Genomic DNA, 14,226 nt, shown 5'->3' with positions numbered 1-14,226 from the left:
TCACCATGGCCGCCCTGGACGCCCTCAAGCCCCTGTCGGATGGTCCGCCGCCCTCGTGGCGCGAGCGCCTGGCCAGCCGCATCGACCGGTGGATGACCAGCCCCGCGCTCAACCGCTGGGCCAGCCGCAGCGTGCTCACCCGCTGGCTGGTGCGCCGCCGCTCGGCGCAGCTGTTCGATCTGATGGCCGGCTTCGTTCACTCGCAGGTGCTGCTGGCCTGTGTGCGGCTCAAGCTGTTCGAACACATGCTGCAAGCCCCGCGCACCGCCGACGAGCTGGCCACGCTGTGCAGGGTGCCCACCGCTCAGCTCGCCCGCCTGCTCGACTCGGCCGTGGCCCTGCACCTGCTGGAGCAGCGAGGCAGCGGCCGCTACGGCCTGGGCCCCATGGGCGCGCCGGTGGTGGCGCACGCCGGCATCCGCGACATGATCGAGCACAACGCCGTGCTCTACGAGGACATGCGCGACCCGCTGGCCCTGCTGCGCGAGCCGAACGCCGCGCGCATGCACGCGTACTGGCCCTACACCGAAGACCCGGCCGGCAACCCGCAGGCGCCGGCGCCGGTGGACCAGTTCGCCCGCTATTCGTCGCTCATGTCGACTTCGCAGCGCTTCGTGATCGAAGAGCTGCTGGCTTCGTACGCCTTCAACGAACACCGCGTGGTGCTCGACGTGGGCGGCGGCATGGGCGGCTGGGTGAGCGCGCTGGCGCTTCGCCATCCCCACCTGCAGCTGCAGCTGTTCGACCTGCCCCCGGTGGCCGCACTCGCCGCGGACAACGTGCAGCGCCAGGGCCTGAGCGATCGCATCAGCACCCATGGCGGCAGCTTCACCCAGGACACCCTGCCCCGCGGTGCCGACCTGGTGACGCTGGTGCGCGTGGCGCACGACCACCCGGACGGCGATGTGAGAGTCGTGCTGCGCGCCATCTTTGACGCCCTGCCCCTGGGCGGCGCGCTGCTGCTGGCCGAGCCCATGGCCCAGGCCGGCGGTGCGCCCGAGCCCAGCGACCCGTATTTCCACTTCTACCTGATGGCCATGGGCTCGGGGCGCCTGCGCACGCCGGCCGAACTCACCGCCCTCATGGCCGACGCGGGTTTCACCCACATCGAGCGCGTGCCCAACCCCATGCCGCTGCATGCGCAGCTGTTGGTGGGCCGCAAGGCCCACGACCACCGTAGGGGTTTACCCGCCATTACACCGCCCAGTGTCACTTTGTCTTGACACTTTTTAATGTCAACTCTTTAATACACATCATGCAAGCCCAAGCCATCGTTTTCCAGAGCCCATGCAACCTCTCGGTGCGGGCGCTGGAACTTCGCGGCCTCAGCGACGGCGACCTGGAGGTCGAAGTCGAGTACAGCGGCATCAGCACCGGCACCGAGCGCCTGCTGTGGGACGGCAGCATGCCGCCCTTCCCCGGCATGGGTTACCCGCTGGTCCCCGGCTACGAGACGGTGGGCCGCGTGATGCGCACGCAGGGTGACTGCGGCCACGGCCAGAACAGCATCCAGGTCGGCGACCAGGTGTTCGTGCCGGGCTCCTACAGCTTCGAAGGCGTGCACAACCTCTTCGGTGGTGCCGGCTCGCGCCTGGTGGTCCCTCACGACCGCGTGGTCAGGCTGCACAACGACCTGGGTTCACAGATGGTGCTGCTGGCCCTGGCCGCCACCGCCTACCACTCGGTCACCTTCGGCGGCAGCCGCGCACCGGCCACACCGCCCGAGCTGATCATTGGCCACGGTGTCATGGGCCGACTGCTGGCGCGCCTCACGGTGGCCTCGGGCGCACCCGCCCCGGTCGTGTGGGAAACGCAGGCCGCGCGCCGCGTGGGCGCCGAGGGCTACAGCGTCATCGACCCCACCGAGGACACGCGCAAGGACTACCGCGCGATCTACGACGTGAGCGGCGACGCCGACATCCTGAACAAGGTGATTCCGCGCCTGGCCAAGGGCGGCGAGGTGGTGCTCGCCGGCTTCTACAAAAACGACATCTCGTTCTCGTTCGCTCCGGCCTTCATGCGCGAAGCGCAGATCCGCGCCGCCGCCGAATGGAAACGCGCCGATCTCGTGGCCGTGACGCAACTGGTGCAGACCGGGCGCCTGTGCCTGGACGGCCTGATCACCCACACCGAAACCCCGGCCCGCGCAAGCGACGCCTACGCGGCCGCCTTCGGCGATCCGCAGTGTTTGAAGATGGTCCTGGACTGGAGAAACTGATGAACGCGATCCCCGTCAACCAAGTGCAGTCCGCCAAATTCATGGACCAGCTTCGCGCTGAAGCCGCCATGGAACCGGCACCGGTGCACACCGGTGAAGTGAAGAAGGAAACCCAGATCATTGCCATCTACGGCAAGGGCGGCATCGGCAAGAGCTTCACGCTGGCCAACCTCAGCTACATGATGGCCCAGCAGGGCAAAAAGGTCCTGCTGATCGGCTGTGATCCCAAGAGCGACACCACCAGCCTGCTGTTCGGTGGCCGCGCCTGCCCCACCATCATCGAGACCTCGTCGAAGAAAAAGCTCGCCGGTGAAGCGGTGGCGATCGGCGACGTCTGCTTCAAGCGCGACGGCGTCTACGCCATGGAACTCGGTGGCCCCGAGGTCGGTCGCGGCTGCGGTGGCCGCGGCATCATCCACGGCTTCGAGCTGCTGGAGAAACTCGGCTTCCACGAGTGGGGCTTCGACTACGTGCTGCTCGACTTCCTGGGGGATGTCGTTTGTGGTGGGTTCGGTTTGCCGATTGCCCGCGACATGTGCCAGAAGGTCATCGTGGTGGCGTCGAACGACCTGCAGTCGCTCTACGTGGCCAACAACGTCTGCAGCGCGGTGGAGTACTTCCGCAAGCTCGGCGGCAACGTGGGCGTGGCCGGCATGGTGATCAACCGCGACGACGGCACCGGCGAGGCGATGAACTTCGCCGAAGCCGTCGGCATCCCGGTGCTCTCGGTGATCCCGGCCGACGACGACATCCGCCGCAAGAGCGCCAGCTACGAAATCATCGGCCGCCCCGAATCGGTGTGGGGCCCCATGTTTGCCCAGCTCGCCGAGAACGTGGGCAACTCCACCCCCATGCGCCCCAAGCCCATGACGCAGGACGAATTGCTCGGCCTGTTCTCCGCCTCGGCCGTGGGCCGCGACGTGGTGCTGGAGCCGGCCACCCAGTTCGACATGTGCGGCAAGACCGACACCAGCAAGCCCACCCTGGAAGTTGTGTACGACGAGGTCTGACACCATGACCGGCACCACCATCCCCATCATTCCCGCGAAGGCCACCACCGCCATCGAGGGCGATGGCATGGGTTGCCACGCCGGCGGCGAGACGCTGCTGGCCGCGGCCAAATCGGCCGGCAAGAGCGAAATCCTGGCGCAGTACGCCGCCGACTACCCCCAGCGCGACAACGCCGGCCCGCACGACCAGCCGCAGAGCATGTGCCCGGCCTTCGGTTCGCTGCGGGTGGGCCTGCGCATGCGCCGCACCGCCACCATCCTCAGCGGCTCGGCCTGCTGCGTCTACGGCCTCACCTTCACCAGCCACTTCTACGGTGCGCGCCGCAGCGTGGGTTATGTGCCCTTCAACAGCGAATCGTTGGTGACCGGCAAGCTGTTCGAGGACATCAGCGAGGCGGTGCACGCCCAGGCCGACCCCGAGAAGCTGGACGCCATCGTGATCATCAACCTGTGCGTGCCCACCGCCAGCGGCGTGCCGCTGCAGATCCTGCCCAAGGCCATCAACGGGGTGCGCATCATCGGCATCGACGTGCCCGGCTTCGGCGTGCCGACCCACGCAGAAGCCAAGGACGTGCTCACCGGCGCCATGCTGAAGTACGCCCGCAGCGAGATCATGGCCGGCCCGGTGCCCGCACCGCGTGAGAAGCGCAGCGACAAGCCCACCATCACGCTGCTGGGCGAAATGTTCCCGGCCGACCCGATGCTGATCGCCCAGATGATCGCGCCCATGGGCCTGGCCGTGGGCACCGTGGCACCCACCCGCGAATGGCGCGAGCTGTACAGCGCGCTCGACAGCGTGGCCGTGGCCGCCATCCACCCGTTCTACACGGCGAGCATCCGCGAATTTGAAGCGGCGGGCCGTGCGATCGTGGGCTCGGCCCCGGTGGGTGTGGACGGCACGCACGACTGGCTGGGCGCCATCGGCCAGGCCACCGGTGTGGCGCAGGCGCAGATCGACGTGGCGCGCAACGCCACGCTGGCCGCCATCCGCGGCGTGTTGTCGCAACAGAAGATCCACGGTCGCATCACGCTCAGCGGCTACGAAGGCTCCGAGCTGCTGGTGGGCCGTCTGCTGGTGGAGTGCGGCGCCGACCTGCGCTACGTGGGTTCGGCCTGCCCGGCCACACCCTGGAACGCACACGACGCCGCCTGGCTCAAGTCCAAGGGCGTTCAGGTGCAGTTCCGCGCCTCGCTTGAAAACGATCTGGATGCCATGCGCGAGTACCAGCCGCAGCTGGCCATCGGCACCACGCCGGTGGTGCAGGCGGCCAAGGAAGCCAGCATCCCGTCGCTCTACTACACCAACCTGATTTCCGCCCGCCCGCTGATGGGTGTGGCCGGTGCCGGCTCGCTGATCCAGGTGATCAACGCCGCCATGGGCAACCAGCACCGCTTCGACCAGATGAAGGACTTTTTCGGCAGCGTGGGCAACGGCGACAAGGCCGGTGTCTGGGAAGAGGTGCCGAAAGACTATCCGGACTTCCGCAAGGAACAGCGCCGCCAGCTGGACAAGCAGGCGAAAAAGCGCAAAGCCGAGGAGATGGGCTGATGCTGGTACTCGACCACGATCGCGCGGGCGGCTACTGGGGTGCCGTCTATGTGTTCACCGCCATCAAGGGCCTGCAGGTGGTCATTGACGGCCCGGTGGGCTGCGAAAACCTGCCCGTCACATCGGTGCTGCATTACACCGACGCCCTGCCTCCACACGAGCTGCCGATCGTGGTGACCGGCCTGGCCGAAGAGCAGCTGGGCCGCGAAGGCACCGAAGGTTCGATGAAGCGTGCGCACGCGGTGCTCGACCCCGAGCTGCCGGCGGTGGTGGTCACCGGGTCGATTGCCGAGATGATCGGTGGCGGCGTGACCCCCGAGGGCACCAACCTCATGCGCTTTTTGCCTCGCACCATCGACGAAGACCAATGGCAGTGCGCCAACCGCGCCATGTTCTGGCTCTGGAGCGAGTTCGGCATGAAAAAGGTGCCGGCCCGCAAGCCCTTTGCCGAGCGTCCGGCCGGCGAGAAGCCGCGCGTGAACATCATCGGCCCGAGCTACGGCACCTTCAACAGCCCGAGCGACCTGGCCGAGATCCGCCGCCTGGTGCAGGGCATCGGTGCCGACATCAACATGGTGTTCCCGCTGGGCAGCCACCTCTCGGAAGTCTCACGACTGGTCGAGGCCGACGTGAACATCTGCATGTACCGCGAGTTCGGCCGCATGCTCTGCGAAGCACTCGACCGCCCCTACCTGCAAGCCCCCATCGGCCTGCACAGCACCACCAAGTTCCTGCGCACGCTCGGTGAACTGCTGGGCCTGGACCCGGAGCCCTTCATCGAGCGCGAGAAGCACACCACCATCAAACCGGTGTGGGACCTGTGGCGCAGCGTCACGCAAGACTTCTTCGCCACCGCCAGCTTCGCGGTGGTGGCCGGTGAGACCTATGCGCGCGGCATCCAGCACTTCCTGGAAACCGAGATGGGCATGCCCTGCAAGTTCGCTGTCTCGCGCAAGGCCGGCGAAAAGACCGACAACGCCGCGGTGCGCGAGCTGGTGCGCACCCAGATGCCGCTGATCCTGTTCGGCAGCTACAACGAGCGCATGTACCTCGCCGAGGCCGGCAGCCAGGGGCCGATGAAGGCGACCTACATTCCGGCATCGTTCCCGGGCGCCATCATCCGCCGCCACACCGGCACCCCCTTCATGGGTTACAGCGGCGCGACCTACCTGATCCAGGAGGTGTGCAACTCGCTGTTCGACGCGCTGTTCCACATCCTGCCGCTGGGCACCGACATGGACCGTGTCGACCCCACGCTGGCGCGCGGTGAAGTCGCCGGTCTGTCCACCCCCTGGGACGACAAAGCCCAGGCCCGGCTGCACACGCTCATCTCCAACCAGCCGGTGCTGGTGCAGATCTCGGCCGCCAAGCGGCTGCGCGACGAGGCCGAGCGCCAGGCGCGCGAAAGCGGCGAGGCCGCCGTCAACGAATCGCATGTGAACACCGCCGGCCAGTCGATGGGCCTGGGGGAATTTGCATGACCCTGTTTTCACTCTTCGACCACGGCACGGGTGCCGGGTCCACCTCACGTTGCAGCATGTCGCTGCAGCTGCCCACGGTGCGCGGGCTGGGCGCATCGATGGCCTCACGGCCACATTGAAAAGGAGCATCCCATGTCGACACGGACATCTGTTTCCGGCCTGACGGACGATGAAGCTCAGGAGTTCCACCAGTACTACATCCAAGGCTTCATTGGGTTCACGGCCATCGCCGTTGTCGCCCACTTGCTGGTGTGGTTCTGGCGGCCCTGGCTCTGACCCACAAGGCTTTTTTGTCGTGAAAGGAAAACTGCCATGAACGATATGTCTTATGAGGCTCACAAGCCTTCCCTGAGCGGAGACAAGCTTTCGTTTGTCCTGATCTTTGCTCCCTGCTTCCTGCTGTTGCTGTCACTCGCCTTGCTCGGCCAACTGGTCGGCGTGCAGTGGCAGTTCTGGTTGCCTGGTGCGGAGCACAAGACCAGCATCTTCTCGGGCGTGCATGCCGCGGTCTACACCTTCATGTCTCACATCATCTGAAATTAGGAGATCCCATCATGTGGAGAATCTGGCGCCTTTTCGATCCTGTCCGCACCATGGTTGCGCAGGGCGTTTTTCTGTTCGGCATCGCAGTGATGATTCACCTCATCCTGCTCAGCACGAACAAGTTCAACTGGCTCGACGGCCCCAAGATGGCCCCGGCAAAAACGGCACAGGTCGTGCCTGCGGCCACACCCGCAGTGAAGTCCTGACTTCACCCGAGGTGTGCAGGTGCTGAGACTGGCGTGGGCCAGTGCAGCATCTGCTCCCCTCCCCCATTTGCATCGACGTACGAAGTCCACACCACCTGAGACAGGAGGGCCGCACCATGGCCATGCTCAATTTTGAAAAGAAATACCGGGTTCGAGGCGGAACACTGGTTGGCGGCGACCTCTTCGATTTCTGGGTGGGTCCGTTCTACGTCGGCTTCTTTGGTGTCACAACGCTGTTCTTTGCGTTTCTCGGCACCGCCATGATTCTCTGGGGCGCCTCGCAAGGCCCGACCTGGAACCTCTGGCAGATCAGCATTGCGCCCCCCGACCTCGCCTACGGCCTGCGCTTCGCGCCGCTGATGGAAGGCGGCCTGTGGCAGCTGATCACGGTCTGTGCGATCGGCTCCTTCGTGTCGTGGGCGCTGCGCGAAGTGGAGATCTGCCGCAAGCTGGGCATGGGCTACCACGTGCCCTTTGCCTTCAGCGTGGCCATCCTCGCGTACGTGACCCTGGTGGTGATCCGCCCGGTGTTGCTCGGCGCCTGGGGACACGGTTTCCCCTACGGCATCTTCAGCCACCTCGACTGGGTGTCCAACGTGGGCTACCAGTACCTGCACTTCCACTACAACCCGGCCCACATGCTGGCGGTGAGCTTCTTCTTTGCCACCACCTTCGCGCTGTCGCTGCACGGCTCGCTGATCCTCTCGGCCACCAACCCGGCAGCCGGTGAAAAGGTCAAGGCGCCCGAACACGAAGACACCTTCTTCCGCGACACCATCGGCTACTCCATCGGCACCCTGGGCATCCACCGCCTGGGCCTGTTCCTGGCGCTGGCCGCCGTGCTGTTCAGCGCCTTGTGCATCGTGATCAGCGGGCCCTTCTGGAGCCGTGGCTGGCCTGAATGGTGGGGCTGGTGGCTGAACCTGCCGATCTGGTCCTGAGCATCCGAAGAAAAAGCAGGAGCACACCATGCAATACCAAAACCTCTTCACAACGGTGCAGGCCGTCGGCCCGGTGCACCACGGCGTCGAGCTGGGGGCTGGCCAGGACGCCCGCATCGGCGACAAGCCCGCCATCGTCCATCTGCTGGGTCGCTTCGGCAACGCGCAGATCGGCCCCATCTACCTCGGCACACTCGGTGTGGCCGCGCTGTTCTTCGGCATCCTGTCGATCAACATCATGGGCCTGAACATGCTGGCCTCGGTGAACTGGGACCCGATCCAGTTCGTGCGCCAGCTCTTCTGGCTCTCGCTGGAGCCGCCGGCGGCCGGGGCGGGCCTGGGCCTGCAGCCGCTCAACGCGGGCGGGTGGTGGCAGATCGCCGGCCTCTTCCTCACCGTTTCGGTCATTCTCTGGTGGGCCCGCACCTACCGCCGCGCGCGGGCCCTGGGCATGGGCACCCACGTGGCCTGGGCCTTTGCCGCCGCCATCTGGCTCTTCCTGGTGCTCGGCCTGATTCGCCCGGTGCTCATGGGATCGTGGAGCGAAGCCGTGCCCTTCGGCATCTTCCCCCACCTCGACTGGACGGCCGCCTTCTCGCTGCGCTACGGCAACCTGTTCTACAACCCGTTCCACGCGCTCTCCATCGCCTTCCTCTACGGCTCCACGCTGCTCTTTGCCATGCACGGCGCCACCATCCTCGCGGTGAGCCGCTTCGGTGGTGAACGCGAGATCGAACAGATCGTCGACCGCGGCACCGCGAGTGAACGCGCTGCCCTGTTCTGGAGATGGACCATGGGCTTCAACGCCACGATGGAATCCATTCACCGCTGGGCCTGGTGGTTCGCCGTGCTGTGCCCGCTGGTGGGTGGCATCGGCATCCTGCTGACCGGCACCGTGGTGGACAACTGGTACCTCTGGGCCATCAAGCACGGTGTTGCACCGCCTTACCCCGACGTCTTCCCCGCCGTGATGGATCCGGCGCTTGCACCAGGAGCCAAGTGATGAAAACACCCAACTTCAAGCACCGCAACTGGCTGGGCGCACTCGCCCTGGGAACGTTGGTCTTGCTGGCCGGCTGCGAACGCCCCCCGATGGAATCGACGCAGAACGGCTACCGCGGCACCGGCATGGTCCAGGTGGTCAACCCGCGGATCCAGGCCGACGTGCTGGCAGTCAACCAGGTGCCTGCGGCACAACCACCGGCCGGTGCCGACGGCCCCAAGGCCGGGCAGATCTACCAGAACGTGAAGGTGCTGGGCGACCTGAGCGTGGGTGAGTTCACCCGCCTCATGGTCAACATGACGGCCTGGGTGGCCCCCGAGCAAGGCTGCAACTACTGCCACAACGGCGCCAACTTCGCCGACGACAGCCTCTACACCAAGGTGGTGGCGCGGCGCATGGTGCAGATGACGCAGCACATCAACACCGACTGGAAAGCCCACGTGGCCGAGACCGGCGTGACCTGTTACACCTGCCACCGCGGCAACCCGGTGCCCAAGGAGATCTGGTTCACCGCCGACAGCCAGCCCCAGGGCTCGAACTTCATCGGCAACAAGATGGGGCAGAACACACCGGCCGACAGCGTGAAGCTGGCCTCGCTGCCCTACGACCCGTTCACGTCCTACCTGCTCAAGGACGAGCCGATCCGGGTGAACGCCACCAAGGCCCTGCCCACCAGCGGCGGCCAGGGCGAGAGCATCCAGCGCACCGAAAAAACCTATGCGCTCATGACGCACATGTCGGCCTCGCTGGGCGTGAACTGCACCTTCTGCCACAACACGCAGAACTTCGGCAAGTGGGACGGCGCGCCACCCCAGCGCGTGACGGCGTACCACGGCATCCGCATGGCACGCGACCTGAACCTGGCCTACATGGAGCCGCTGACCGAGGTGTTCCCGACCAACCGCAAGGGCGAACTGGGTGACGTGGCCAAGATGAACTGCGCCACCTGCCACCAGGGCGTCAACAAGCCCCTGCTGGGTGTGCCCATGCTCAAGGACCACCCGGAGCTCGCCGCCTACCGGCCTTACACCGCTGCCGCACCGGCCGCGCCCGATGCGGCTGCCACTCCGGCAACGCCCGCGGACGCTGCGCCGAAACCGGCCCAATGACGCGTTGGCTGGCGGCGTCCCGGCAGCAACGCAAGGTCCCGCCATGCAAGCCGTTCTGGCACAACCGCGCGGCTTCTGTGCCGGGGTGACCCGGGCCATCCACATCGTCGAGCGCGCACTCGAACTGCACGGCACCCCGGTGTACGTGTTCCACGAAATCGTCCACAACCCCTGGGTCGTGGACGACCTTCGTTCGAAGGGCGCGGTGTTCGTGGACGACCTGGCGCTGGTGCCCGGCGGATCGGTGCTGGTGTTCTCGGCGCACGGCGTTTCCAACGCCGTGGTTGCGCAGGCTGAAGGCCTGGCACTGCACACGATCGACGCCACCTGCCCGCTGGTGAGCAAGGTGCACCAGCAGGCACAGCGCTTCGTGCGCCTGGGCCACACCTTGCTCATGATCGGCCACGCCGGCCACGAGGAAGTGGTGGGCACCGTGGGCCGGGTGGACGCACCGGTGCACCTGGTGGGCACGGTGGCCGACGTGGCCCGGCTTGAGTTCCCCTCTTCCACCCCGCTGGCGTATGTGACCCAGACCACGCTGAGCCTGGACGACACGCGCGAGATCATCGCGGCGCTCACAGCCCGTTTCCCGCGCATCGTCGGCCCCGATGTGGACGGCATCTGTTACGCCACCCACAACCGGCAGATCGCCGTGCGCCGGCTCGCTGCGCAGGTCGACCTGGTGCTGGTGGTCGGCGCGCGCAACAGCTCCAATTCCAACCGCCTGCGCGAAGTGGCCGAGCGCAGTGGTGTGCCGGCGCACCTGGTGCAGGACGAGCACGAACTCCAGGCCGCATGGCTTGACGGTGCTCCCCGCGTGGGCGTGACCTCGGGCGCCTCCACGCCCGAGCTGCTGGTGCAGCGCGTGGTGTGTGCATTGCAGTCACACACCGGCGCAGAGCCGCTTCAGATCGTGCACCTGGCCGGCGCGCGCGAAGACGTCACCTTCCGGTTGCCCGCCGAACTCGGTGGCGCCCGCAGCCCGGCACTTGCGCATGGCTGAGACCGTACCCGACGTGATCACCCTCTCGGGGGTGGTGGTGGTGGTGCTCGTGAACTACCTGCGCGAACACCAGGCCTGGGGCTGGATGCGCATGGTGCAGGGCTCCGCTTCGCTCAAGGGCGTGCCGGGTGTGGTGTTTGCCAAGGTCATGGGCAGCGGCCACGGTGGCGGCTTCAGCATCCGGCCCAGCGCCAGCCACCAGGGACTGATCGTCATGTTCGACCACGCCGAGCAGGCCGATGCCTTTCTCGCCGGCCCCATCGTGCAGGCCTACCGACAGCGCGCCGAGCACTTCTGGAGCGGCGTGCACGAGGTGCTCTCGTCGCGTGGCCAGTGGGACGGCGAAGCCTGGGGCCCCACACCGGCCACCCACCTCAAGCCCGACCACACGGTGCACGACGACGCCGGCGCGGCGCGGCCCCTGGCCGTGATCACGCGCGCCAGCATCCGCCCGGCCAAGGCCATGGCCTTCTGGCGCAACGCACCCGCCACGCAGGCCGCCATGCAGTCGGCGGCCGGCTGCACGCTGGCCATGGGCCTGGGCGAAGCACCGCTGGTGCGCCAGTGCACCTTCAGCTTGTGGAAAGACACCTCGTCCATGCTCGATTACGCGCACCAGGGCGCACACCAGGCCGCCATCGAAGCGGCCTACCGGCACAACTACTTCTCCGAATCGATGTTCGTGCGCATGCGCCTGCTGGAACATCACGGGCAATGGACACCTCCCAACGCGATGAACACGACCGAACCGGTCGACGGGCAGCCCCATGGCTGAACACCGCGTCGTCGTCATCGGCGCCGGCATGGCGGGCCTGGTGTCTGCCCTGCAACTGGCGCAGCAGGGACTGGACGTGACCGTGGTCGAGACCGCCGCCACACCCGGTGGCAAGGTGCGCCAGCTGGTGGTGGACGGCGCGGCCATCGACAGCGGCCCCACGGTCTTCACCATGCGCTGGGTGTTCGACCAGATCCTCGCCTCGGTGGGCACGACCCTGGAGGCCGAACTGCGCATCCGCCCACTGCCGGTGCTGGCGCGCCACTGGTGGGACGATGGCAGTTCGCTCGACCTGTTTGCCGACCCGGCGCGTTCGTTCGATGCCGTGGCGCAGTTCGCCGGGCCGGACGAAGCCAGGCGCTTCCAGGGTTTCTGCGCGCAGGCGAAGTCCGCCTACCAGTCGCTCGAAGGCCCCTACATTCGCAGTGCTTCGCCCAGCATGCTGGGCATGTCCATGGGGCTGGGCCTGCGTGGCCTGGCCACACTCGCTGCCTTGGGGCCCATGCGCAGCCTCTGGCACAGCCTGGGCCGGCACTTCACCGACCCGCGCCTGCGGCAGCTGTTTGGCCGCTACGCCACCTACACCGGCTCGTCGCCGTGGGAAGCCCCCGCCACGCTGATGCTGATCGCCCAGGTGGAGCTCGACGGCGTGTGGGCCATCGACGGCGGCATGCACGCGCTGGCGCGCTGCCTGGAGCGGCTGGCGCGCGAGCGCGGCGCCGCGTTCCGCTACCTGAGCCCTTGCGAACGCATCGCGGTGAAGAACGGCCGTGTGAGCGGTGTGACGCTGGCCAGCGGTGAAACCCTGCCCGCCGACAGCGTGGTCTTCAATGGCGACGTGGCTGCGCTGCGCACCGGACTGCTGGGACAGCCCGTGCGCCGGGCCGTGAAAAGCAAAGCGCCACCGCGCTCGCTCTCGGCCATCACCTGGTCCATCCACACGCGCACCAGCGGGCTAGCACTGGACCGCCACAACGTGTTCTTCCGCAACGACTACGCCAGCGAGTTCCGGGACATCTTCCAGCACGGTGAACTGCCGCAGCAACCCACGGTGTATGTGTGCGCGCAAGACCGCGGCACCGACCTGGCCGCGCCCTCCGGGCGCGAACGCCTGCTCTGCCTGGTGAACGCACCGGCGGAGGGCGATCTTCAAACCATCACACCCGAGGCCATCGAAACATGCGAGAACTCCAGCTTTGCCCTGCTGCGCCGCTGTGGCCTTCGGATCGAGAGCGCCGAACCCCCGTCGATCCGCACCACACCGGTGGACTTTCACCAACTCTTTCCGGCCACGGGGGGCGCCCTCTATGGACAGGCGACCCACGGCTGGACCTCGGCCTTCGCCCGCTCCAGCGCCAGCACACCGGTCACGGGCCTTTTCCTGGCGGGGGGGAGCGTCCACCCGGGCCCGGGGGTCCCGATGGCGGCTCTTTCGGGCCAGCTGGCGGCCGCGGCCGTGATGGCGAGCCCCGCTTTGACCAGGTGGTCCCCTCGGGTGGCTATCTCTGGTGGTACGTCGACGCCCTGAGCGACGACGGCCGGTTCGGCCTGTCCATCATCGCGTTCGTGGGCAGCGTGTTCTCGCCCTACTACGCGTGGGCGCGCAGACGCGGCCCCACCGATCCCGACAATTTCTGCGCGCTCAACGTGGCGCTTTACAGCGCGGGCGCGCGCCGCTGGTCCATGACCGAGCGCGGTGCCCCGCACAACCGGCGCGACGCCACGCATTTCAAGATCGGCCCGAGCCAGCTCGAATGGCACGGTGACGCACTCACCATCCACATCGACGAGGTGGGCGTACCGATTCCGCGGCGCATCCGCGGCACGGTGAAGTTGCGCACGCATCAGTTGTTCAAGTTCAGCACCGCGCTCGACGACGCCGGCCGCCACCGCTGGGGACCGATCGCGCCCCACGCGCGTGTGGAGGTGAAGCTGCAGCATCCCGAACAACGCTGGAGCGGGCACGCCTACCTGGACAGCAACGAAGGCGATGAGCCGCTGGAGCGCGCGTTCACCGAATGGGACTGGTCGCGCAGCGCCATGAAGGACGGCAGCACCGCCGTGTTGTACGACGTGGAGCCGGGCAAGGCCCGGGGCAAGCTGCTCGCCTTGCGCTTCGGGCGCCACGGCAGCGTGCAGCCCTTTGAAGCGCCGCCCCTGCAAACCCTGCCGCGCACGGCCTGGCGCATCGAGCGGCGCATGCGCAGTGACTCGCGTGTGCGGGTGACACAGCAGCTGGAAGACACGCCGTTCTACCAGCGCGCCATCCTCCAGAGCAGCCTGCTCGGGGAGAGCGTGTCGAGCTTTCATGAAACGCTGCGGGTGCCCCGGCTGGTCTCACCGCTGGTGCAAGCCATGCTGCCCTGGCGCATGCCCCGACGGGGCTGA

The 14,226-nt window shown here is 67.1% G+C and carries 16 protein-coding genes; all 16 read left to right on the top strand.

All coding sequences use genetic code 11. The features are described from left to right. Positions 1-5 precede the first annotated feature (5 nt). The 16 genes from BSY239_RS06860 (at position 6) to BSY239_RS06790 (ending at position 14,226) form a co-directional block, all read left to right on the top strand. Complete coding sequence (locus BSY239_RS06860; protein ID WP_069046190.1) at positions 6-1,223, top strand: methyltransferase; 1,218 nt, start codon at positions 6-8, stop codon at positions 1,221-1,223. Positions 1,224-1,255: 32 nt separating this feature from the next. Beyond that, a complete protein-coding gene (gene bchC, locus BSY239_RS06855; RefSeq protein WP_069046189.1) occupies positions 1,256-2,218 on the top strand; it encodes a chlorophyll synthesis pathway protein BchC in 963 nt (320 codons plus the stop codon). Then, positions 2,218-3,228: a chlorophyllide a reductase iron protein subunit X gene (locus tag BSY239_RS06850; protein ID WP_069046188.1), complete on the top strand. Its 1,011-nt coding sequence runs from the start codon at positions 2,218-2,220 to the stop codon at positions 3,226-3,228. The genes bchC and BSY239_RS06850 overlap by 1 nt, the downstream gene beginning before the upstream one ends. A gap of 4 nt (positions 3,229-3,232) precedes the next feature. After that, positions 3,233-4,777, top strand: a complete 1,545-nt coding sequence (gene bchY, locus BSY239_RS06845; protein ID WP_069046187.1) for a chlorophyllide a reductase subunit Y — start codon at positions 3,233-3,235, stop codon at positions 4,775-4,777. Next, positions 4,777-6,258, top strand: coding sequence for a chlorophyllide a reductase subunit Z (gene bchZ, locus BSY239_RS06840; protein ID WP_069046186.1), 1,482 nt, complete (start codon positions 4,777-4,779; stop codon positions 6,256-6,258). Before bchY ends, bchZ begins: the two co-directional genes overlap by 1 nt. Further along, a complete protein-coding gene (locus tag BSY239_RS22970) occupies positions 6,255-6,377 on the top strand; it encodes a hypothetical protein (protein WP_257784874.1) in 123 nt (40 codons plus the stop codon). Before bchZ ends, BSY239_RS22970 begins: the two co-directional genes overlap by 4 nt. 13 nt (positions 6,378-6,390) lie before the next feature. Continuing rightward, positions 6,391-6,534: a light-harvesting antenna LH1, beta subunit gene (gene pufB, locus BSY239_RS06835; protein ID WP_069046185.1), complete on the top strand. Its 144-nt coding sequence runs from the start codon at positions 6,391-6,393 to the stop codon at positions 6,532-6,534. A 36-nt stretch (positions 6,535-6,570) separates the two neighbouring features. Continuing rightward, a complete protein-coding gene (locus tag BSY239_RS06830; protein ID WP_069046184.1) occupies positions 6,571-6,795 on the top strand; it encodes a hypothetical protein in 225 nt (74 codons plus the stop codon). A gap of 17 nt (positions 6,796-6,812) precedes the next feature. Further along, complete coding sequence (pufA, locus tag BSY239_RS06825) at positions 6,813-7,007, top strand: light-harvesting antenna LH1, alpha subunit (RefSeq protein ID WP_069046183.1); 195 nt, start codon at positions 6,813-6,815, stop codon at positions 7,005-7,007. Positions 7,008-7,123: 116 nt separating this feature from the next. Continuing rightward, on the top strand, positions 7,124-7,948 hold the full coding sequence (gene pufL / locus BSY239_RS06820; protein ID WP_069046182.1) for a photosynthetic reaction center subunit L: 825 nt from the start codon (positions 7,124-7,126) through the stop codon (positions 7,946-7,948). Between the two features lie 28 nt (positions 7,949-7,976). Next, positions 7,977-8,951, top strand: coding sequence for a photosynthetic reaction center subunit M (pufM, locus tag BSY239_RS06815; RefSeq protein WP_069046181.1), 975 nt, complete (start codon positions 7,977-7,979; stop codon positions 8,949-8,951). Next, entirely contained in the window at positions 8,951-10,060 is a 1,110-nt protein-coding gene (gene pufC / locus BSY239_RS06810; protein WP_069046180.1) for a photosynthetic reaction center cytochrome PufC, read from the top strand. The genes pufM and pufC overlap by 1 nt, the downstream gene beginning before the upstream one ends. Positions 10,061-10,103: 43 nt before the next feature. Then, positions 10,104-11,063: a 4-hydroxy-3-methylbut-2-enyl diphosphate reductase gene (gene ispH, locus BSY239_RS06805; protein ID WP_069046179.1), complete on the top strand. Its 960-nt coding sequence runs from the start codon at positions 10,104-10,106 to the stop codon at positions 11,061-11,063. Then, entirely contained in the window at positions 11,056-11,838 is a 783-nt protein-coding gene (locus BSY239_RS06800; RefSeq protein WP_069046178.1) for a hypothetical protein, read from the top strand. Before ispH ends, BSY239_RS06800 begins: the two co-directional genes overlap by 8 nt. Continuing rightward, on the top strand, positions 11,831-13,366 hold the full coding sequence (crtD, locus tag BSY239_RS06795) for a 1-hydroxycarotenoid 3,4-desaturase CrtD (RefSeq protein ID WP_069046177.1): 1,536 nt from the start codon (positions 11,831-11,833) through the stop codon (positions 13,364-13,366). Before BSY239_RS06800 ends, crtD begins: the two co-directional genes overlap by 8 nt. After that, positions 13,321-14,226, top strand: a complete 906-nt coding sequence (locus BSY239_RS06790; RefSeq protein ID WP_236944149.1) for a carotenoid 1,2-hydratase — start codon at positions 13,321-13,323, stop codon at positions 14,224-14,226. The genes crtD and BSY239_RS06790 overlap by 46 nt, the downstream gene beginning before the upstream one ends.

It is taken from the genome of Hydrogenophaga sp. RAC07, assembly GCF_001713375.1.
Lineage (GTDB): Bacteria > Pseudomonadota > Gammaproteobacteria > Burkholderiales > Burkholderiaceae_C > Hydrogenophaga.
Note: the sequence above shows the minus strand (reverse complement) of the source record. Positions and strands in the feature narration are given on the sequence as shown.